17 protein-coding genes are annotated in these 20,950 nt (G+C 65.1%); 14 read left to right on the forward strand and 3 right to left on the reverse strand.

Annotation, left to right across the window (positions count from 1 at the left end; genetic code table 11):
- Window positions 1-173 precede the first annotated feature (173 nt).
- The 5 genes from CFE42_RS17395 (at window position 174) to CFE42_RS17415 (ending at window position 9,314) form a co-directional block, all read left to right on the forward strand.
- Window positions 174-2,207 (forward strand): ATP-dependent endonuclease, encoded by a 2,034-nt coding sequence (locus CFE42_RS17395; RefSeq protein WP_004637239.1) that lies wholly within the window; start codon window positions 174-176, stop codon window positions 2,205-2,207.
- A complete protein-coding gene (locus CFE42_RS17400; RefSeq protein WP_004637242.1) occupies window positions 2,189-3,946 on the forward strand; it encodes a UvrD-helicase domain-containing protein in 1,758 nt (585 codons plus the stop codon). Before CFE42_RS17395 ends, CFE42_RS17400 begins: the two co-directional genes overlap by 19 nt.
- A 625-nt stretch (window positions 3,947-4,571) precedes the next feature.
- Window positions 4,572-6,836: an ATP-binding protein gene (locus CFE42_RS17405; protein ID WP_238563840.1), complete on the forward strand. Its 2,265-nt coding sequence runs from the start codon at window positions 4,572-4,574 to the stop codon at window positions 6,834-6,836.
- 26 nt (window positions 6,837-6,862) lie between these two features.
- Window positions 6,863-7,330, forward strand: coding sequence for a response regulator (locus CFE42_RS17410; RefSeq protein WP_024972795.1), 468 nt, complete (start codon window positions 6,863-6,865; stop codon window positions 7,328-7,330).
- A 25-nt stretch (window positions 7,331-7,355) separates the two neighbouring features.
- On the forward strand, window positions 7,356-9,314 hold the full coding sequence (locus CFE42_RS17415; protein ID WP_004634704.1) for a response regulator: 1,959 nt from the start codon (window positions 7,356-7,358) through the stop codon (window positions 9,312-9,314).
- Between the two features lie 30 nt (window positions 9,315-9,344).
- Here CFE42_RS17415 and CFE42_RS17420 read toward each other — a convergent pair whose 3' ends face one another.
- Window positions 9,345-9,587, reverse strand: coding sequence for a GlsB/YeaQ/YmgE family stress response membrane protein (locus tag CFE42_RS17420; RefSeq protein ID WP_004634701.1), 243 nt, complete (start codon window positions 9,585-9,587; stop codon window positions 9,345-9,347).
- 220 nt (window positions 9,588-9,807) lie between these two features.
- On the opposite strand from CFE42_RS17420, the gene hemA reads away from it, so the two are divergent.
- The 6 genes from hemA to CFE42_RS17450 all read left to right on the forward strand — a co-directional run bounded on the left by hemA (window position 9,808) and on the right by CFE42_RS17450 (window position 14,880).
- Window positions 9,808-11,115, forward strand: a complete 1,308-nt coding sequence (hemA, locus tag CFE42_RS17425) for a glutamyl-tRNA reductase (RefSeq protein WP_004634699.1) — start codon at window positions 9,808-9,810, stop codon at window positions 11,113-11,115.
- A 109-nt stretch (window positions 11,116-11,224) separates the two neighbouring features.
- The gene (gene prfA / locus CFE42_RS17430; RefSeq protein ID WP_004634696.1) at window positions 11,225-12,307 is read left to right on the forward strand and encodes a peptide chain release factor 1; all 1,083 of its coding nucleotides are present in this window, start codon (window positions 11,225-11,227) and stop codon (window positions 12,305-12,307) included.
- A gap of 181 nt (window positions 12,308-12,488) precedes the next feature.
- The gene (locus tag CFE42_RS17435) at window positions 12,489-12,857 is read left to right on the forward strand and encodes a hypothetical protein (RefSeq protein ID WP_004634695.1); all 369 of its coding nucleotides are present in this window, start codon (window positions 12,489-12,491) and stop codon (window positions 12,855-12,857) included.
- A 97-nt stretch (window positions 12,858-12,954) separates the two neighbouring features.
- Window positions 12,955-13,857: a peptide chain release factor N(5)-glutamine methyltransferase gene (gene prmC, locus CFE42_RS17440; protein WP_004634693.1), complete on the forward strand. Its 903-nt coding sequence runs from the start codon at window positions 12,955-12,957 to the stop codon at window positions 13,855-13,857.
- 68 nt (window positions 13,858-13,925) lie between these two features.
- Window positions 13,926-14,237: a Grx4 family monothiol glutaredoxin gene (gene grxD, locus CFE42_RS17445; RefSeq protein ID WP_004634690.1), complete on the forward strand. Its 312-nt coding sequence runs from the start codon at window positions 13,926-13,928 to the stop codon at window positions 14,235-14,237.
- A gap of 19 nt (window positions 14,238-14,256) precedes the next feature.
- Window positions 14,257-14,880: a UbiX family flavin prenyltransferase gene (locus CFE42_RS17450; protein ID WP_004634689.1), complete on the forward strand. Its 624-nt coding sequence runs from the start codon at window positions 14,257-14,259 to the stop codon at window positions 14,878-14,880.
- 22 nt (window positions 14,881-14,902) lie between these two features.
- Here CFE42_RS17450 and CFE42_RS17455 read toward each other — a convergent pair whose 3' ends face one another.
- Window positions 14,903-15,073 (reverse strand): hypothetical protein, encoded by a 171-nt coding sequence (locus CFE42_RS17455; protein WP_004634685.1) that lies wholly within the window; start codon window positions 15,071-15,073, stop codon window positions 14,903-14,905.
- A gap of 121 nt (window positions 15,074-15,194) precedes the next feature.
- A complete protein-coding gene (locus CFE42_RS17460) occupies window positions 15,195-15,938 on the reverse strand; it encodes a hypothetical protein (RefSeq protein WP_004634684.1) in 744 nt (247 codons plus the stop codon).
- 334 nt (window positions 15,939-16,272) lie between these two features.
- Here CFE42_RS17460 and CFE42_RS17465 point away from each other — a divergent pair, with 334 nt between their 5' ends.
- The 3 genes from CFE42_RS17465 to CFE42_RS17475 all read left to right on the forward strand — a co-directional run bounded on the left by CFE42_RS17465 (window position 16,273) and on the right by CFE42_RS17475 (window position 20,910).
- Window positions 16,273-17,835, forward strand: coding sequence for a glucan biosynthesis protein G (locus tag CFE42_RS17465; protein WP_004634683.1), 1,563 nt, complete (start codon window positions 16,273-16,275; stop codon window positions 17,833-17,835).
- Window positions 17,808-20,396 (forward strand): glucans biosynthesis glucosyltransferase MdoH, encoded by a 2,589-nt coding sequence (gene mdoH, locus CFE42_RS17470; protein ID WP_004634680.1) that lies wholly within the window; start codon window positions 17,808-17,810, stop codon window positions 20,394-20,396. The genes CFE42_RS17465 and mdoH overlap by 28 nt, the downstream gene beginning before the upstream one ends.
- Window positions 20,397-20,586: 190 nt before the next feature.
- Window positions 20,587-20,910, forward strand: coding sequence for a hypothetical protein (locus CFE42_RS17475; RefSeq protein WP_004634677.1), 324 nt, complete (start codon window positions 20,587-20,589; stop codon window positions 20,908-20,910).
- Window positions 20,911-20,950 lie beyond the last annotated feature (40 nt).

The following is a 20,950-nucleotide window of genomic DNA, read 5'->3' on the forward strand; positions in this document are numbered from 1 at the left end:
ACCCTGCGCACTAGTCCTTTGCCGCCGATGGCGGCGAACCTGTTGCGGACCTATTCAGGCTTACAGCATTGCCAAGCGGCAGATCGAACGTACAATTTCGCAGGACCGCCACGCGGGCCCCCAGGCAATAGCATCAAGACAAAGGCGCCTGGGCAGGGAAAGGGAGACCGGACGTGAAGCTGTCCGAAATTGCCATCATGAACTTCCGGCTGCTGCAGTACGCCCGTATGCGGCTGGACACGACAGGCATCACCACGATCCTCGTCGGCCCCAACAATAGCGGCAAGACTTCGGCCATCGAGGCCATGCTGACCTTCCTGCAAAGGCCGATCAAGCAGCTGTCGATCAATGATTTTTCTCTGGGGTGTCGCGATGCCCTAAAGAAGTTTGAGCAGCACGTCCTAGCGCCGCCTGCGGCGGCCGCACCCGCGGGGGGCGAAGCTGCAGTAGCCGCGCCACCGCCCCTCCCCGACTTGCCGGTCTTGTCGTTGCGCCTCAAGTTCGACTACGACGACACGGGCCCAGATTTGGCGATTGCAGGGGAGTTGCTGATGGATCTGGAGGATGCGTCCGCCTCGGTGATGGTCGAAATCCGCTTCGCGCCTGCGAATCCCGAGCAACTGGCGCAGGCCTACCTGAAGGACCGGGACGACGATCAGTCGCTTTTCGATTATCTTGCGGCCACCCTGCATGACCACTACAAGCTCGACCAATTCAAGTTGAGCCCTGACGGCAGCGAAGCCGAGCGCCTGCCCGACCGAGGCATCTTGCAGCGGCTGATCCGCATCGACGTCGTCAGCGCTCAGCGCCACATCGACGACCGTGAAGAAGGCAGCAAGGCCACGCGCCTCTCGACATTGCTCCACACGCACTACGAGCGCCGCTACAAAGTCGATGCTCCCAACGATTTCAAGGCACTCGAGAAGACGCTGCGGGACCAGTCCACCATCCTTGGCCCTCAGTACGTCAAGGCTTTCGACGGCCTGATGAAGGGGTTGGCGAAGTTCGGCCATCCGGAATCCCCCAAGCTAACTGTGCGCGCTGAGCTCAGCGCCGATGGCCTTTTCAAGGACACGACGCGCGTCTACTACTCGGCGGCCAGCGCAACGACGCCACCAGCCGAGGGACCCGCGGCAGCGCTTGATCAGGCCTTCGAGCTTCCCGAGCGATACAACGGACTCGGGTTCAAGAACCTCATCTACATTGTTCTGTGCCTCAAGTCCTTCCGTGAGGACGTGGAGTCTGACCTCGAGCATCGTCCCCGTGTCCACTTGGTCGTCGTTGAGGAGCCCGAGGTGCACATGCATCCTCAGATGCAGGCGGTCTTCGTCCAGAAGGTCAGCGAGTTCCTCACACCCGCTGCGGGTGAGACCGGCGTGCAACTGCTGCTGACGACGCACTCATCGCACATGGCGGCCAACTGCGGCTTCGCGCCGATTCGCTACTTCCGGCGAAACAAGGGAACGGTCGAGATCAAGGACCTGCTGTCCTTCGAGTGCTCTGCAACGACCGACCCCGAAAAGGCCGCGATGGAGTTCCTGCGGAAGTACTTGACGACCACTCGATGCGACATGTTCTTCGCGGACAAGCTCGTGTTCATCGAAGGGCAAGTCGAGCGCATGCTTCTGCCTCGCCTAATCGCCGCCCTGGATATCGCACTGCGCGACAAGCTAACCTCGACTTATGTCTGCACGGTAGAAGTGGGCGGCGCGTACGCACATCTCTTCCGCAAGCTGATCGAGTTCTTGCAGTTGCCGGCTCTGGTCATCACCGATTTGGATTCGATCGATGGCACAACCAAGAAGAAGGCGCCCGTCGCAAACGGGCATGTCAGCAGTAATGCAACCCTGTCTCAGTGGCTTCCAGGAAGTTCTGATTTGCCTGTGCTGATGGCGGCTGGCGAAGCACAAAAGACCTCTGGACGTGTCCGGGTTGCCTATCAAGTCCCGGAAGCAGTCGGCCAACCGTGCGCTCGCAGCTTCGAGGAAGCCTTTGTCTACGCGAACGCGGCATGGCTGACCGCCAACAAAGCCAAGATGTTGGCCACCGGAGAAACATTCACTCATGCTGACGCCGCAGCCCTGACCGCGGACGCCTACAACGTAAGTCTGCCGAAGGTCGACTTTGCGCTTGATCTGCTGGCCAACGAAGGCTGGGCCACACCGATGTACATCCGCGAGGGGCTCGAATGGTTGGCGAAGCAGTAGCCGCGGCCGCGCCCGAAAAGACAGCGGACGAGCGCATCGCCGAATGCCTCGCCGAGGGTCGCAGTTTCGTTCTCGACGCTGGTGCCGGCGCGGGCAAGACTTACTCTCTCGTCGAGGGTCTGAAGAAGCTCTGTGCACCGACGGTCGCCGACCGGCTCAGGCGTGACGGGCAGCAGATCGCCTGCATCACCTATACCAATGTGGCCAAGGACCAGGTGATTGACCGCATCCAGGGCAACTCTTTGGTGCGTGTCTCGACTATCCATGACTTCCTATGGAGCACGTTGCAGCCCCACCAGCAAGCCCTTCGGCAGGCTCTGCTCGATTTCAATGCTGCACTCCCCACGGGGAGCTCGCGTCGGGTTGATCAAGCGGAACTAGCAGCAAGGGTCGCCGCCCGGCTTGAGGTGAAGTACTCGGACCGGGGCTCCAAGTTCCTCGAGGGTCGGATCTATCACGACGACCTGCTTTCGATCGCGCGCATCGCCTACACCAGATACGACAAGCTGGCGCGCATCGTGGCGAGCCGCTACCCCTACATCTTCATCGACGAGTACCAGGACACCAGCGAAGCAGTGATCGACATCCTGCTTTGCCGGATGCTACCGCTGGCTGGCAACAAGCTCGTGCTCGGATTTTTCGGTGACAAGATGCAGAACATCTATCACCATGGAGAACACAAGGGGATCGGCGAACTTCCAGCTGAGCTGGCAGCGCCACTTGAGGTCATCGTCAAGCGCGAGAACCGTCGTTGCTCGCTGCGCGTCATGGATGTGTTGAACAACATCCGGACCGACATCACGCAGATACCTGGGAGCAACAACGCGCAAGGCGACGTAGCGTACATCCGCGTTGCGGCTGGTGCCGATGAAGCGGGTCTTCAACGCGCACGCGACCTGCTGACCGACACCTTGAACTGGGACCTGGCAAGCCAAGGAACACGCGAGCTTTACCTCACCCATCGGCTGATTGCCCGCAAGGCTGGTTTTGCTGACTTGCTTCAGGCCTTCACGGATCGTGGGTCCTTTGCCAAGGATGCCCTCACCGACGGCTCTGATCGGCGGATTGCGTTCTTCTTGGAGAAGGTTGAACCGCTGGCCCTGGCCTGGGAGAAGGGGCAGATCGGCGAGACGCTGGGCCGGCTCCATGGCGCGGGGCACCGACTAGCCAGTCGCACAGCAAAGTCTGGCGTGCGCGATGCGCTTAATGCCCTGACGGCAAAGCGAGCTGCCGGCACAGTCCGTGAAGTGCTTGAGACGATCCGCGACCGCCAGCTATTCCCACTGACCGATGACTTGGCCCTCCGGCTTGTAAACACGCAGCCCATCCTCACTGCGGAGATGGATGATGCCGCGAAAGAGCGCGAGCAACTGGAGGCGACGCTGTACGGGGCCTTCTTCGCGCTTCCCTACCAGCAGGTCGCCGCCTTCGCCCGGTTCTTCATGACCAGCACGCCGTTTGCTACCAAGCATGGCGTGAAGGGAGACGAGTTCGATACCGTGCTGGTCGTGCTGGACGACTCCGGCGCCGCGTGGACCTTCTATTCGTTCGACAAGTACCTGTCCGGTGCGGATGAGACGGCGAAACCAGAGCGCGCAAAGCGGTCTCGCAATGTCTTCTACGTCTGCTGCTCTAGGGCCCGGCAGAGGCTGGCGGTGATCGATCTCACCGGTGCTTCCGCGGCGAAGGACGAGCGAATGCGCACGCTGTTCGGACTGGACCGCTGCTATGAGGTATAGCAGCACGGCGCAGATCCGTGACCGGCAGGGAGGGCCACCACTGACGCCGACGAAGGTCCGCCCATGTACCTGCTCTACCGCGGCTGCGCGGTTGGCCCACGCAAGGGCTCTGAGAAGCCTCTGCTCGATGTACACTTCAGGCTTTGTAGTGTCCATATCTACTGGCCACACGAGCGACACAAGGAATCACCTAAGTTGTTGATTGCTCAGCCATTCGATGTGTCCATATACCCGTAGACTTGCTAATGTTGTTCAACGTCTGACCCCGCGCACGTCCAACGAGAAAGCCCCGCAGTGATTGCGGGGCTTTTTTCATGGGCGAGGCGCGAGCACGCAGCGGTGGCCCGCCAGACGAATGCCGTCCCCGCCCTTGTAACGTTGAGGCGGCCCAGCATCACTTTTTTACACGCGGGCAAGTGAACAAGACGGCTTCGATGCTCGGCAAGGCCCATCGCTGCGCCATTTTCACGTCGCTGGCACGCCGGTTGCGTGAAACACGGCAGATACGCTGAACCCCGGCAGGCCGCTTCCGCCCGGGGCAGCCCGCCGCCCCGACTGGCATTCAGCCAGGACCGTTCGGACGGCGCACTCGCCCAACGCCATGAGTTCGCAATCGCCTCCGCCCTTGTCTGCAATTGACGACATCGACGCCTCGACCGGTATCGGCAGCAACGCTGCCATCCAGTCGCGCGGGGTGTTGCTGTGCCTGTCCGAACCCAATCTGCGCATCCATCAGGTGAGTGAAAACCTGGAGGCCGCGCTGGGTACGCCACTGGCCACCGCGCTGCAGGCGCCTGTTGACCATGTCATCGGCACGGCGGGGCGCGAGGTGCTGGAGCGCGCCCTGGGCACGCACAGCATCGACGGACACCCCTTGTATATCGGCACACTCCTGACGCCGCACGGGCACGCACTCGACGCGGTGGTGCATCGGCACAAGGGCACACTCATCCTGGAGGTGGAACCCGCCATGCATGCGGCCGACGGCGCGTTTGCGTCGATGTATCCGCTGGTGCGCACCTTTGTCGCCAGCCTGCAAGCCGTAGGCACGATCGATGCGCTGACGGACCTCGCCGCGCGCGAAGTCCACCACCTCACCCACTTTGGCCGCGTCACGATCTACCGCATTGAGCGCGATGGCTCCTTGCAAGCGCTCGCTGAAGCGCGCAACGAGGCCTATGACACGCTGGTCGGTACGCACCTGTCTGGCGCCGGCATAACGCCCGAACTGCGCAATCTGTATAGCCACAACCCCTTGCGCCTGGTGGCAGACGTCGACGACACGCCGGTGGGGCTGGTGCCCCCGCTGCATCCGTCCACCGGGCGGACGACCGATCTGACCTACGCGGCCTTGCGCGCGGCTTCCGATGCGCAGCGCGAAACCATGCGCCGCATGGGCGCGAAGGCGTCGCTCACGCTGGCGCTTACGGTGCGCGGGAACCTGTGGGGCTTGATCGCCTGCCACCATGCGACGCCCTGTTCGTTGTCGTTTGAAGTGCGCACGGCATGCGAACACCTGGCGCAGATTCTGTCGCTGCAGATCGAAGCGAAGGAAGATCGCGCCGAGATCGCCCACCGGCTGGAACTGCGACGCATCCTTGTGCGCCTGCTGGCCGCGATGGCCGACCGTGACCATTTCCACGAAGGCCTGCTCGAACATCCCGCCGATCTGCTGCGCTTTGCCTCGGCCAGCGGCGCCGCCATCGTTCGCCAGGGCGAGTGCGTGCGCATCGGTGCCGCGCCTGACGAAGCCAGCATCCTGCGCCTGACCGAATGGCTGGCCAATGCGCACCCCGGGGAGGTCTTCCACACCGACCGTGTGGCCGCCACCTACCCGGACAGCGCAGCGCTGCTGCCCCAGGCCAGTGGCGTGCTGGCCGTGCAGGTTTCGCAACTGCATCGCCACTACGTGCTGTGGTTCCGCCCCGAAACCCCGCACACCGTGCGCTGGGCGGGCGACGCACCGGACGCGGCCATCGCCCACGACAGCCAGCACGTGCTGGGCCGCACCCGCCACTGGCAGGAGCGCATCGCGCACACTTCGCGCCCGTGGCGCACAAGCGAAGTGGAAACCGCCGCGGAGTTCCGCTACGCCGTCCTGAACATCGTGCTGCGCCGCGCGGAAGAAGCCGCGGAGTTGGCCAGCGAACTGCGCCGCGCCAACCACGAACTGGAAGCGTTTTCGTATTCCGTATCGCACGACTTGCGCGCGCCGCTGCGCCACATCGCCGGCTATGCCGAACTACTGGACGAGATGGAGGGCCAGCACGTCTCGGCACGCGGGCGGCACTTTCTGCAGACGATCTCGGAGTCGTCGCGCTTTGCAGGCAAGCTGGTCGACGATCTGCTGACCTTTTCGCAGATGGGCCGCGGCGCGCTTCATCTGACCGACGTCGATCTCGCACAGCTCGTGCGCGGCGTCGTGCGCGATCTGACGCCAGACCAGGGACGTCGCCATATTGAATGGGACATCGCCACCTTGCCGGTGGTGCGCGCCGACCCGGCATTCCTGCAACTGGCGATGCGCAACCTGCTCTCCAACGCAGTCAAATACACGCGCGGCCGTGACCCGGCGCGCATCCATATCGACGCCGAACAGACCGACGCCGAAACCATCGTGCGCATTGCCGACAACGGCGTGGGCTTCTCGATGGAATACGTGGCCAAGCTGTTCGGCGTGTTCCAGCGGCTGCATCGCATGGACGAGTTCGAGGGCACCGGCATCGGCCTGGCCAATGTGCGGCGCATCATCGATCGCCACGGCGGCCGCACCTGGGCCGAGGGCGAGCTTGATCGCGGCGCGACGTTCTACTTCGCGCTGCCGCGCACGCCGGACCCGCAGGCGGCATCCGCAGCGGGCCTCCGCACACCCGTGACTCGCGATGCCTGATGGTTCTTTCCACGCTCATTGCCACCATGCTCAAACCCATCCTGCTCGTTGAAGACAATCCGAACGACCTCGAGCTGACCCTGCTGGCGCTGGAGCGCAGCCAGCTTGCCAACGATGTGGTCGTCACCCGCGACGGCGCTGAAGCGCTGGACTACCTGCACGCGCGCAACCTGTACGCGCAACGCGTGCCGGGCAACCCTGCCGTGGTGCTGCTCGACTTGAAGCTGCCCAAGGTCGACGGGCTGGAAGTGCTGGCCGAGATCCGTGCCACGCCCGCGCTCAAGAGCCTGCCCGTGGTCATGCTCACGTCGTCGCGCGAAGAAACCGATCTGCTGCGCAGCTACGAACTGGGCGTCAACGCCTACGTGGTCAAACCGGTGGAGTTCCGGGCGTTTGTCGATGCGATTGCCGACCTGGGCGTATTCTGGGCGGTGCTCAATGAACCGCCGCCCGGCTCCACCCGGGCACGCCGCACGTTGCTGCCGGCAAGCTAGCGGCCCATCCGGAGCATTCGCCCCCATGCCCAATCTTCAACTGCTGCTGGTCGAAGACAATCCGCTCGACGCAGAACTTACGCGCGCACGGCTGGAAACCGCCAACCTGCAGGCTGACACCACGCTGGTCGACAACGAGACCGACTTCATCGCCCAACTGAGCGCGCGAACCTTCGACGCCATCCTGGCCGACTACATGCTGCCGCAGTTCACGGGGGCGGAGGCGCTCGACATTGCGCGCCGCATGGCACCGCAAACGCCGTTCATCTTCGTGTCGGGTGCGCTGGGCGAAGAGCATGCGGTGGACATGCTCAAACGCGGCGCCACCGATTACGTCATCAAGCAGCGCCTGCAGCGCCTGCCCGTGGTGCTGCTGCGGGCGCTGGCCGAAGCAGCCGAACGCCGCCAGCGCATCGCCGCAGAAGCTGCCCTGCGCGAAGCGGAAACGCACTTCCGCCTGCTGATCAACGCGCTCAAGGAGCACGCCGTGCTCTCGCTCGACCCGCAGGGCATCGTGCGCACCTGGAATGCGGCGTCGCGCAGCATTCTTGGTTATGCGCGCGAAGACATCCTCGGCAAATCGGCGGAGATTCTGTATCCGCAGGCCGCGCGCGAGGCAGGTGAATTCCAGCGCAAGCTCGAACGCGTGCGCCGCGAAGGCAGCCTCACCGACGACCGCTGGATGCTGCGCAAGGACGGCACGCCGTTCTACGCATCCAGCGTGGTCACCGCCATCCACAACGAGACGGGGCAACTGGTCGGCTTCTCCAAGATCATCCGCGACTCCACGGAAGAGCGCATCGCGGCCGACGCCCTGCGCCGTGCCAAGGAAGAAGCCGAGACCGCCAACCACGCCAAGGACCACTTCCTGGCCGTGCTCTCGCATGAGCTGCGCACGCCGCTCACGCCAATTCTGACCGCCGTGCATCTGCTGGAACTGCGCCAGGATCTGCCTGCGTATGTGGTCGCGCAGCTCGAAGTCGTGCGCCGCAACGCCGAACTGGAAGCACGCCTGATCGACGACCTGCTCGACATCACCGGCATTGCGCGCGGCAAGCTGGCCGTGAGCTTTGCGCTGGTCGACCTGTATCCGCTGCTGGAGAGCACGCTGGAGATGTCGCGCAACGACATGCAGGCCAAGCGGCTGTCGCTCAAGACGCGCTTCGAGGCGGGCCGCAGTCGGCTGTATGCCGACGGCGCGCGCATCCAGCAGGTGATCTGGAACCTGGTGCGCAACGCCGTCAAGTTCACGCCCGAAGGCGGCGCCATCGGGGTGCGCGTCTGGAACCCCTCGCCCTCCACCGTGGCCGTGGCCGTGAAGGACAACGGCATCGGCATCGAACCCGACGCGCTGCCGCGTATCTTCTCGGCGTTCGAGCAGGCCGATGCATCGATCACACAGCGCTTTGGCGGGCTTGGCCTGGGCCTGGCGATTGCCTATGCGCTGGTGCAGAAGCATGAGGGTTCATTGATCGCTGAGAGCGCCGGCCGCCACGAGGGCGCCACGTTCACGCTCACGCTGCCGCTGGCCACCGAGATGGTGCAGCCCGAGACGCCGCCGTCGCCGCCCTTGCCACGCGCCCAACCGACGCGCGGCCTGCACGTGCTGCTGGTGGAAGACAACGCCGATACAGCCGAAGCCATGTCGCAGATGCTGGAGATCCTCGGCCACAGCGTCGCCGTGGCCAATGGCGCGCGCACGGCCATGCAAGCCGCTGAATCCGGCACGTTCGATCTGCTGATCAGCGATATCGGCCTGCCGGACGGCAGCGGCCTGGACGTGGTGCGCGTTTTTGCCGAGCGGCAAGCCGCCCCGTCGATCGCGATTACGGGTTACGGCATGGAAGAAGACATCGCCCGCTGTCGTGACGCGGGCTTTACGGATCACCTGACCAAACCGGTGGACTTCAAGCGGCTGGAAACGCTGATGGCCGGCTATCTGGCCGCGCGCGACGCGCGCACCACCGGCGTGGGCGCGGGATAAGCCGCGCCAGAATGCCGCAGGACAGTCACCCTAGCGGCGCAACAGGCCCCATGCTGCAGATAGCAGCATGGCGCCTACCACGGCGGCCGTCCACGCCATGATCTGCCCATCGGCATACAGGTGGGCGAACTGGCCGCTGTAGTAACCGACCAACGCTCCAATTCCGCCCGTCGCCAGCGCAGCCGCCCATCCCAGGCGTTTGCCTGCGGGATGCAGCCAACGCGCCGCCACGCCCACCGCCAACCCGATCCACAGCGGCCCGATCCACCCCATGCCTGTTCTCCGTATTGCTCTTGAGCGATTCAACTGGACGCGTACCTTAGCGCAGGACGCAGCGGAAGGCCACGGCGGTGCCCCGCGCGGCGCGTGACGAATAACCGACATTCATCCATACACGTCACCAGATTTGACCTGTGTCCTGCTGATCCGGGGGCCGGGCGTTATAATCCAGAGTGCTCAAAATTCGTGCCGTTTCTTTAACCGGCCGCCCCACATGCAGTTGCTGACGCTCGGAATCAACCACCACACTGCGCCGCTTTCCCTGCGCGAGAAGGTGGCGTTTCCGCTCGAGCAGCTCAAGCCCGCGCTGGGCACGCTGCGCCAGCATCTGCCCCACCTCAGAAGCACGGCAGAAGCCGCCATTCTCTCCACCTGCAATCGCACCGAAATCTACTGCGCCACCGACGGCAACCTGCCTGAACAGACCGCGCACGAACATGCCATTCGCTGGCTGGCGCAGCACCACAACATCGACGCCGGCGAACTTGCGCCCCATGTGTATTCGCTCGGCCAGTCGCTGGCCGTACGCCATGCGTTCCGCGTGGCCAGCGGGCTCGATTCCATGGTGCTGGGTGAGACGCAGATCCTCGGCCAGATGAAAGACGCCGTGCGCACCGCCACCGAGGCGGGCGCCCTGGGCACGTACCTGAATCAGCTGTTCCAGCGCACCTTTGCGGTGGCCAAGGAAGTGCGCGGCACGACCGAGATCGGCGCGCATTCCGTGTCGATGGCCGCCGCCGCCGTTCGCCTGGCGCAGCGCATCTTTGAGTCGATCGCTGATCAGCGCGTCCTGTTCATCGGCGCCGGCGAGATGATCGAGCTGTGCGCCACCCACTTCGCCGCGCAGACGCCGCGCGAAGTGGTGATCGCCAACCGCACGCTGGAACGCGGCGAGAAGCTGGCCGAATCGCTGTCGAACCAGGGCTTGAACGCCCGCGCCGTGCGTCTGGCCGAACTGCCGACCAAGCTTGCCGAATTCGACATCGTTGTCTCGTGCACCGCCAGCACGCTGCCCATCATCGGCCTGGGCGCCGTTGAGCGCGCCATCAAGCAGCGCCGCCACCGCCCGATGTTCATGGTCGACCTGGCGGTGCCGCGCGACATCGAACCCGAAGTCGCACGTCTGTCCGACGTGTTCCTCTACACCGTGGACGACCTGGGCGCCATCGTGCGCGAAGGCAACGCGCTGCGACAGGCCGCCGTGGCGCAGGCCGAGGCCATCATCGAAACGCGCGTGCTGAACTTCATGCACTGGCTCGATGCGCGCAGCGTGGTGCCGATCATTCGCGATCTGCACGCCCAGGCTGAAACGCTGCGCCAAGGTGAACTGGAACGCGCCCAGCGCATGCTCGCCCGCGGCGACGATCCGGCGCTGGTGCTCGAAGCACTGTCGCAGGCGCTCACCAAGAAATTCCTCCACGGCCCGACGCATGCCCTGAACCATGCGCAGGGCGAAGGCCGCGAACAGCTCATCGACCTGCTGCCGGCGCTATTCCGCCAGTCCAGCCACTCCGAGCGCTAGCGGCCAGCGCATCGCACGTGCGCCGCATGGTTTCACGCCCGGCGCGCAACATCTGGCGCGGTATCATGCGCCGCCTCCGCTTCCAGCGTTTCCCTCCGCGACTGCCCGAATGAAGCCCAGCATGCTGTCCAAGCTCGACCAACTGGCCGAGCGCATCGTCGAAATCAACGCGCTGCTTGCGCGTGAAGACGCCACCGCCAACCTCGACCAATATCGCAAGCTCACGCGCGAACACGCCGAGCTGGAGCCCGTGGTCGCGCAATTTGCCGCATGGAAGCAGGCGGAGGAAGACATCGCCACCGCGCAGGAGCTGGCGGCCGATCCGGACATGAAGGCGTTTGCGGAAGACGAACTGCGTGCCGCGCGCGAGCGGATGGAATCCCTCGAAGGCGAACTGCAACGTCTGCTGCTGCCAAAAGACCCGAACGACCATCGCAACATCTTCGTGGAAATCCGCGCCGGCACGGGCGGCGATGAATCGGCACTCTTTGCCGGCGACCTGCTGCGGATGTACACGCGCTACGCCGAACGGCAGCGCTGGCAGGTGGAGATCGTGAGCGAATCGCCGTCGGACCTGGGCGGCTACAAGGAAGTGATCGCGCGACTGGTAGGCGAAGGAGCGTACTCACGCCTGAAGTTCGAATCGGGCGGCCACCGCGTGCAGCGCGTGCCGGCCACCGAGGCACAGGGACGTATCCACACGTCGGCCTGTACGGTGGCGATCATGCCCGAGGCCGATGCGCTGGCCGACATCCAGATCAACCCGGCCGATCTGCGCATCGATACGTTCCGCGCGTCCGGCGCAGGCGGCCAGCACATCAACAAGACGGATTCCGCCGTGCGCATCACCCACCTGCCGACAGGCCTGGTGGTGGAATGCCAGGACGACCGCAGCCAGCACCGTAACAAGGACCGCGCCATGCAAGTCCTTGCCGCGCGCCTGAAGGATCGCCAGGAGCGCGAGGCGCAAGCCAAGGAAGCCAGCGCGCGCAAGAGCCTGATCGGCTCGGGCGACCGGTCCGACCGCATCCGCACGTACAACTTCCCGCAAGGCCGCGTGACCGATCACCGCATCAACCTGACGCTGTACAAAATCGACGCGATCATGGACGGCGACATCGATGAACTCGTGGGCGCGTTGGCTGCTGAGCACCAGGCGGAACAGCTCGCGGCGCTGGGCGAAGACGCCTGATCGCCCAATCGTTAAAAAGCGCGCTCTCCGTAACATCCGCTTGCGTTTGATACAGCTTTGCGCGATGGCGAGACGGTCCCGCGTTCCTATAATCGATCTCGATCACGCCGAGTGCATCGCCGGTCGCATCCGGCACGCACTCACCAACAAGCGCGGCAACATCACGATTAGGAGAATCGCAATGCGTACCCAACTGCTGGCTATTACCGTCGCCACCACCCTCGCACTCGGCCTGGCCGCCTGCGGCAAGAAAGACGAGGCCACCGACCAGGCGGCCAAGAGCGCGATGGAGCAATCGAAGGACGCCGCCAAACAGGCGCTCGACAACGCCGGCACCGCCGTGACCAAGGCCGCGGACGCCGCCAAGGTGGAACTGTCGCAAGCGGCTTCGGACGCGCAAGTCTCCGCCTCGGGCGCGCTGGCGCAGGCCAAGGAGGCCGCCAAGACCGCGGCCGACAAGACGGCCGACGCGGCCAAGGTTGCAGCAGACAAAACCGCTGACGCCACCAAGGAAGCGGCCAACAAGGTCAAGGACGCGACCAAGCAGTAAGCGCCGCTCAACCGCACAGCCCCGCTCGCGGGCCCGCGCCACATCGGCCGGGCCCGTGTTATTTTGTGCGCCCGATCTCCGCTGCCAGTCTGTTGCCGTGTCGTCTGTTCCCGTCATTTCGCCCGAAACCCTGGCTCGTGTGGCCGATGCGCTGACAGCGCTGGCCCGTGCCGGCCTGCCCGCACTGGAAGCACGCATGCTGGTCTCGCACGTGACGGGCCTGTCGCGCGTGCAACTCATCACGCAAGACACTTGCGCCATCGACGTGGCCGCGCGCGCGCGTGTCAGCGAACTCGCGGCGCGCCGCTTGGCCGGCGAGCCGATGGCGTATCTGCTCGGCGAACGTGAATTCTTCGGCCGCACCTTCAAGGTGACGCCCGCCGTGCTGATCCCGCGCCCTGATACCGAATTGCTGGTCGAACAGGCGCTGGACCACCTCGAGGAGTGCGATGCGCCGGCCGTGCTCGACATGGGCACGGGCAGCGGCATCATCGCCATCACGATTGCGCTGGCGCGGCGCGACGCGCGCGTGTGGGCCACCGACGCCTCCGCCGATGCGCTGGCCGTGGCGATCGACAACGCCAAGGCGCTCGGTGCCACCAACGTCCAGACTGCGCTGGGCGACTGGTACGGCGCGCTGGCCGGAACCGATGCGCCACCCGCCTTCGACCTGATCGCCAGCAACCCGCCCTACATCGCCGCCACCGACGCGCACCTCGACCAAGGCGACCTGCGCTTCGAGCCCGACAGCGCCCTCACCGACCACGATGACGGCCTGCGCCACCTGCGCAGCATCGTCGCCGGGGCGCCGGCGCGGCTCGTCTCCGGGGGATGGCTGCTGGTCGAACACGGCTACGACCAAGGCGAACCTGTGCGTGCGCTGCTGGGCGGCGCGGGATTCGCCAACGTCTTCACCGCGCAGGACCTGGCCGGCCACGACCGGTGCAGCGGCGGGCAATGGCCGGATCAAAACGCCGGTGCGCGTTCCTCGCTAAAATAGACGGGTTTTCCAATGTGGATGTCAGCTCGGGAACCCGGCTGCCGCCCCTCACCCAATCGAGTCTCCCCATGAGCACCACGCACGAAAAGATCGACCAGATCGTCAAAGGCCACCCCGTCGTCCTCTTCATGAAGGGCACGGCGCAATTCCCGATGTGCGGCTTTTCGGGCCGCGCCATCCAGATCCTGAAGGCCTGCGGCGTGGACCGTCCGCACACCGTCAACGTGCTGGAAGACGACGAAATCCGCCAGGGCATCAAGGACTACGCCAACTGGCCGACCATTCCGCAGCTCTATGTCAACGGCGAGTTCATCGGCGGCTCGGACATCATGATGGAGATGTACCAGAGCGGCGAGCTGCAGCCGCTGCTGGCTGCTTGAGCTACGGTCTCATTTCAGCGTGACTCCGACCCCGAACGCCACGGCTCAGACGCCACCCGTGCGCCGCATCATCGTGGCGATCACGGGGGCGTCAGGGGCAATTTACGGGGTGCGGCTGCTGCAGGTTCTGGAGGGCCTACGTGAAACAGCGGGGGTGGAATCGCACCTGCTGATGTCGCCCGCAGGGCTGATGAACGTGCAGCATGAGCTGCACATGGCACGCGAAGAGGTGGAAGCGCTGGCGCACGTCGTGCATAACGTGCGCGATATCGGCGCGACCATTGCCAGCGGCTCGTTTGCGGCGGAAGCAATGGTGGTCGCGCCCTGCTCGATGAAGACGCTGGCGGCCGTCGCGCATGGCCTGTCAGACAACCTCATTGCGCGCGCTGCCGACGTCACGCTCAAGGAGCGCCGCCGCCTCATCCTGATGGTGCGCGAAACGCCGTTGAATCTGGCGCACCTGCGCAACATGACGGCCGTCACAGAGATGGGCGGAATCGTGTTTCCGCCCGTGCCGGGCTTTTACCAGCGCCCCAAGACGATCGACGACCTAGTCGACCACACGGTCGGGCGCGTGCTGGATCTGATCGGCTTGCCGCAGACGTTGGCGCCGGGCTGGCGGGGCTTGCGTTCAACGGACTAGACGCTGATCAGCCGACTGCCGATCAGCGGTGGTGGTAATTGAAGTACACCGAAGGTCCACCCCAATAGCCGCCGTAATAGGCGGGATAAGCCGGTGCGGCATAAACCGGCGCAGGCGCCACAGCCACCGGCGCCGGATACACAGCACATCCCCCAAGCGTCGCGGCCAACAAGGCCAGAGCCACGATTTTCATGATTAGCGTCCTTCGGCCCCGCTAGTGGAGCCATGTCGACGTTATAAGCCGGCGCGAGCGACGCCGGCGTCATGCGGGTGTAAGCGGTGTAACCGAAAACTACGAACGGGTGTTCGTAAGTTCACTGCTTAGGCATCGGCTTACCTGCAGAAGGCTTGGCCGTCGCGGCGGGCGCGGACGCGGCCACACCGGACGCCGCAGGCGGTTTGGGTGCATTCGGGTCGACTTCCGCACGCATCTGGTCCATGACCGCCCCGGCGCGCGGCGCCCAAAGGAATTCCACCGTGCCGTTCTGTGGCTCTTCAGGAATCGCATACATCGTGATGATCGTCTGCTGACCCGCCCAACGTGCGCGAAGCGAATCGACCGTCTTGCCAGACTTCAGCTTGAGCGGCGCCTTGCCCTCCTGCGCGGGCTTGCCGTAGCGGTCGGACAGGGCCTGGAAGACGCGCTGCTCGGTATCCACGCCACGCGTGGGCACGAACATCCCGGCGATGTTGCCGTCCTGGTCGATCAGCAGCACGGCCTGCGGTCCATCCATCAACTCGGGGCGCGATGCCTGGGGCACGCCCAGCGAACGCGTGCGGCCGTGCGATTCCAGCGCGTCGGAGCAGTATTCGGCGACGTCCTTGCCGCCATTGGCGCGTACGTCCTCGCACGAGGGCAGCTTGCGCAACGGCTTGCCGAGCGGGAAGGCGTCGAGCAGCACCGCCACATCGCCGGGGTCGCGCACCGCCTTGGGTGCGGCAGCCTTGGAAGCGGGAGCAGCCTTGGATGCAGGTGCAGCAAACGCCACGGGCGCGAGTAACGAGGTCGAGATGGCAAGCGCGGCAGTTGCAGTGGCGCGTCGCGTCCAGCAGGTCATGCGAACTCCAGGAAGGAAAGAGCCGAGAGTGTGCCATGCGGGAATCCAGGCACACGGGAAAGCGGTTCTGACTGGCCGCCAGCGTCATGCGTTCCCGTCAACCGAACGGCTGACCCGCCGAAGACCGCTCGATTACACGCCATTTGACGTGGTTATCGGCCCGATGCGGCCGGAAACATTATCAAAATGTTGCCGCTTTTGATCTCGCAAAGGTCCGGCGGGTAAAATCTCGGCGGCACAGACGAATGACCGGCAGGACCGAAGCGTCACGTTCCTCGGCCCGCCGCCTAGACGCGATCTCATTTTGAACATTCCCTCCGCTGTTTCCTCCCGCATGCCGTCAGCCGCCCGCGCTGTACGCACCCGTTCGGTAGCCCGCTATGCGCGGCTGGCCGTCGGCCTGCTGGCGCTGGCTTCGGCGCATGCTGCGCTGGCCTTCGGCTTCAACGATGTGGCCGCACGCGCCAAGCAACTGGCCGCCAAGCCTTACCAGGCGCCCGCCGACACCCTGCCGCGCGAACTGCGCGAACTGCGCTACGACCAGTACCGCGAAATCCGCTTCAAGTCCGACCAGGCCTATTGGCGCCGTGACAAGCTGCCGTTCGAACTCGGCTTCTTCCACGAGGGTTCGTACTACGACCAGCCTGTGAAGATCAACGAGGTGTCGCCCGCCGGCGTGCGCGAAATCCGCTTCGACCCGCGCCTGTTCGACTACGGCCCGGTCAAGCTCGATCCGAAACAGGTGCAGAAGCTCGGCTTTGCCGGTTTCCGCGTGCACTATCCGATGAACACGCCCAAGTACAAGGATGAGGTCATCGTGTTCCTGGGCGCGTCGTACTTCCGCGGCATCGGCAAGGGGCAGGTCTACGGCCTGTCCGCGCGCGGTCTGGCCATCGACACCGCGCTCAATTCGGGCGAGGAATTCCCCCGCTTCACCGATTTCTGGATCGAACGTCCCGCGGCCAACGCCAAGGAACTGACAATCTACGCGCTGCTCAACTCGCGCCGCGCCACGGGTGCCTACCGCTTTGTCATCAAGCCGGGCAGCGATACGGCGGTCGACGTCAAGGCACAGGTGTACATGCGCGAAAACGTGAGCAAGCTGGCCATCGCACCGCTCACCAGCATGTTCTTCTTTGGCGAGAATCAGCCGGCGCCTGCGCTGGATTTCCGCCCCGAGGTGCACGACTCCGACGGCTTGTCGGTGCTTTCCGGCACGGGTGAATGGATCTGGCGTCCGCTGACGAACCCCAAGCGCCTGCTGGTCAGCTCGTTCGGGACGACCAATCCGGGCGGCTTCGGCCTGATGCAGCGTGACCGCGCGTTCTCCAGCTACCAGGAAATCGGCGACCGCTATGAACTGCGCCCGAGCGCGTGGGTCGAGCCCGTCGGCAAATGGGGCGCGGGCCGCGTGGAACTTGTGCAGATCCCGACGCCCGACGAGACGAACGACAACGTGGTCGCCTACTGGGTGCCCGAGAACCCGCCCAAGCCGCATCAGCCGTTCAACCTCGAATACCGCCTGCTGTGGCAGAAGGATGCCGACAAGAAGCCGGCGCTGGCATGGGTTACGCAGACGCGCCGCTCGCACGGCTGGACCACCAAGCGCCCCGACGAGCGCAAGCCTGACGATACGATCGCCTTCGTGGTCGACTTTGAAGGCCCCGCACTGGCCAAGCTGGCGCCGAATGCACCGGTTGAGCCGGTGTTCTCGGCAGATGCCAACGGCAAGATCGAATCGATCTTCGGCCAGCCCAACACCGCGACCGGCGGCTGGCGCGTGACCGTGCGCCTCAAGCGGGTCGACGACGACAAACCCGTCGAATTGCGCGGCTACCTGCGCAGCGGCGGCACCGGACTCTCCGAGACGTGGAGCTACCTGTTACCTCCGGGCTGAACGTGACGACAGCCCAGACTGTCGGTGCTGCCGGCGCCGCCCCCTCCACCAGCCCTGCCACAGCGCAGTCTGTGGCAGACCATTACCTTGAAGCGCTGCCGCTGGCGGCCGATGCGCGTGCTGCGCTGCTGCACGACGCGGGCATCACCGCTGGCGACGACGATGCAGCGGCGCTTGCCAAGCTGCATCGCGCACTGGCCAGGCTCGACCCGGCGCAGACAACCTCGCTTGACGCCGACGCGCCGGCCTACGCCTCCGTAGGCTCGCGCCTGGATGCCGCCTATGGCGCCACGCGCGCCAATGCTGCATCGACGGAGCCCACTGCTGAACCGGTACCGCCGCTTGAGCACGATAGCCAGGGCCGCATCCATCTGGATACGGGCCCCGCACCCGCGCGCCGGTCGATGGTGCCGTGGCCGTGGGTGCTCGGGCCCATCTGGCGCGCGCGCAAGGCCATCGACCGCTGGATGCACGGCGGCCAGAAGCCGGTGCCGTATGAAGCGCCCGACTCGCCCGACCCGAAAGGCATCTGGCGCTTCGTTGGGGCGCGCCGGCGCCTGACGCTTCTCGCGCTGATGATCGCGCAGACCATCGCTGCCACCTGGGCGATGAGCACAGTGCTGCCATACCACGGCGCAGACTGGCTCGAAGCCATCATCATCGTGCTGTTTGCGGTGCTGTTCTGCTGGGTGTCAGCTGGCTTCTGGACGGCCATCACCGGCTTCCTGCTGCTGGCCTTCCACGGCGACCGCTTCGTCATCTCGCGCCGCGCCACGCCCGACGCCACGATTCCGGACGATGCGCGCACGGCCATCGTCATGCCGATCTGCAATGAAGATGTGCAGCGCGTGTTCGCGGGGCTGCGCGCGACGTACGAGTCGTTGCAGCGCACGGGACACCTGGAGCACTTCGACTTCTTCGTGCTGTCGGACTCCGGCGACCCGGACATCCGCACGGCAGAAGCCGACGCATGGCTGCACATCTGCCGCGCGCTCGATGGTTTCGGCCGCATCTTCTACCGCTGGCGCCGCCACCGCGTGAAGCGCAAGAGCGGCAACATCGACGATTTCTGCCGGCGCTGGGGCGGCAAATACCGCTACATGATCGTGCTCGACGCCGACAGCGTGATGAGCGGCGATTGCCTGACGCGCCTCGTGCAGTTGATGGAAGGCGCGCCAAGCGCGGGCATCATCCAGACCGCGCCGCGCGCCGCCGGCCGCGACACGCTGTATGCGCGTATCCAGCAATTCGCCACGCGCGTGTACGGGCCGCTGTTCACCGCTGGCCTGCACTACTGGCAACTCGGCGAGTCGCACTACTGGGGCCACAACGCCATCATCCGGCTGGACCCGTTCATCAAGCACTGCGCGCTGGCGCCGATTCCGGGCAAGGGCTCGCTTTCCGGCGAGATCATGTCGCACGATTTTGTCGAAGCCGCGCTGATGCGGCGCGCCGGCTGGGCCGTGTGGATCGCCTACGACCTCGACGGCAGCTACGAAGAAATGCCGCCCAACCTGCTCGACGAACTGGGCCGCGACCGCCGCTGGTGCCACGGCAACCTCATGAACTTCCGCCTGTTCGGCGCGCCGGGCTTTCACCGTGTGCACCGCGCGGTGTTCATCACCGGCGTGATGGCGTATCTGTCGGCGCCGCTGTGGTTCCTGTTTCTGATCCTGTCGACAGCCCTGCTGGCCAAGCACACGCTGATCGCGCCGGAATACTTCACGCAGCCCCGCCAGCTCTTCCCGATCTGGCCGGAGTGGCATCCGGAAAAAGCCGCCGCGCTGTTTTCCGCCACCGCCACCGTCCTGTTCCTGCCGAAGATCCTGAGCGTGCTCGTCCTGTGGGCGCAGGGGCCGAAACGCTTTGGCGGGGCGATCCACTTGGCGTTGTCGATGGCAATCGAGGCGGTGTTCTCGGTGCTGGCCGCGCCGGTGCGCATGCTGTTCCACACGCGCTTTGTGACCGCCGCGTTCCTCGGCTGGAAGGTGCACTGGAAGTCGCCGCCGCGCGAAGATGCACAGACGCATTGGAGCGACGCCGTACGCCGCCACGGCCTGCACACCGTCATCGGCATCGTTTGGGCCGCCATCGTGTATTGGCTGAACCCGAGCTTCCTTTGGTGGCTGTCGCCCGTGGTCGGCGCGCTGATCGTGTCGATTCCGCTGTCCGTGTTCTCCAGCCGCGTGAGCCTGGGCCGCCGCATGCGGCGCCTGCGCCTGTTCATGATTCCCGAGGAAGTGCGCCCGCCGCGTGAGTTGCGCGCCACGCGCAAGCACCTGCGCAATGCGCCGCCGATGCCGGATTTCCGCCAAGCCGTGGTCGACCCCGTCACCAACGCGCTGATGTGCGCGATCGGCACGGCGCGCTTTCCGCACGACCGGCGCTTGGTTGCCGTGCGTGAGGCGCATGTGCGCCATGCGTTGGAGGTTGGCCCGGACAAGCTCACGGGCAAGCAGAAGCTGGTGTTGCTGTCCGATCCATTCTCCTTGTCGGCACTGCACCTGGCGGTGTGGTCGTCACCTGCACAGCGTGCGGCCTGGGAAGCTGCACAGGGCTGAACGCGCCACCCCACTTGAAGTGCCGCGCCCCACCAGCGTCTTGCCGGTGGGGCGTTTTACTTCCCGTTACATCCGTAGGATTTGCGTATCACCTGAAGCGCCCAACGGTTCATAGAATGGCATCACGAACTTGATACACGAAGTCGACGGCACAGTAGCCCCCGGCCTCGCAACCGTAAGGAGAAGCATCATGAAACGCACACTGCTCGCATTCGTTCTGGGTGGCGCCGCGCTGTGCGCCTCGACGGCGGCGCTGGCGCATGTGGATGTCGGCGTGGCGATCGGCGTGCCTGCGCCGGTGTATGTGGCCCCGGCACCTGTCTATGCACCCCCGCCCGTGGTATATCGCCCTGCCCCGGTCTATGCCCCGGCCCCGGTGAACTATGGCGGCTACTATCGTGACCGCGACGACTGGCGTGAGCGCGAATGGCGCCGCCACGAGTGGCGCGAACGCGAATGGCACGAACACGAAGGGCACCACGATCACGGCTGGCACCGCGGCTGGGACCGCTAACGCCTAGCGGCAACAGACAGCTACATCGGCAACGGGCCGC

The organism is Ralstonia sp. PBBBR1 (genome assembly GCF_002256165.1).
Lineage (GTDB): Bacteria > Pseudomonadota > Gammaproteobacteria > Burkholderiales > Burkholderiaceae > Ralstonia > Ralstonia thomasii.

Excerpts from the sequence above, each read along its gene's own strand:
- CFE42_RS17400 (WP_004637242.1), top strand. The coding sequence starts at position 2,189 with ATGGTTGGCGAAGCAGTAGCCGCGGCCGCGCCCGAAAAGACAGCGGAC.
- CFE42_RS17410 (WP_024972795.1), top strand. The coding sequence starts at position 6,863 with ATGCTCAAACCCATCCTGCTCGTTGAAGACAATCCGAACGACCTCGAG.
- CFE42_RS17415 (WP_004634704.1), top strand. The coding sequence starts at position 7,356 with ATGCCCAATCTTCAACTGCTGCTGGTCGAAGACAATCCGCTCGACGCA.
- CFE42_RS17420 (WP_004634701.1), bottom strand. The coding sequence starts at position 9,587 with ATGGGGTGGATCGGGCCGCTGTGGATCGGGTTGGCGGTGGGCGTGGCG.
- hemA (WP_004634699.1), top strand. The coding sequence starts at position 9,808 with ATGCAGTTGCTGACGCTCGGAATCAACCACCACACTGCGCCGCTTTCC.
- prfA (WP_004634696.1), top strand. The coding sequence starts at position 11,225 with ATGAAGCCCAGCATGCTGTCCAAGCTCGACCAACTGGCCGAGCGCATC.
- CFE42_RS17435 (WP_004634695.1), top strand. The coding sequence starts at position 12,489 with ATGCGTACCCAACTGCTGGCTATTACCGTCGCCACCACCCTCGCACTC.
- grxD (WP_004634690.1), top strand. The coding sequence starts at position 13,926 with ATGAGCACCACGCACGAAAAGATCGACCAGATCGTCAAAGGCCACCCC.
- CFE42_RS17455 (WP_004634685.1), bottom strand. The coding sequence starts at position 15,073 with ATGAAAATCGTGGCTCTGGCCTTGTTGGCCGCGACGCTTGGGGGATGT.
- CFE42_RS17460 (WP_004634684.1), bottom strand. The coding sequence starts at position 15,938 with ATGACCTGCTGGACGCGACGCGCCACTGCAACTGCCGCGCTTGCCATC.
- CFE42_RS17465 (WP_004634683.1), top strand. The coding sequence starts at position 16,273 with ATGCCGTCAGCCGCCCGCGCTGTACGCACCCGTTCGGTAGCCCGCTAT.
- CFE42_RS17475 (WP_004634677.1), top strand. The coding sequence starts at position 20,587 with ATGAAACGCACACTGCTCGCATTCGTTCTGGGTGGCGCCGCGCTGTGC.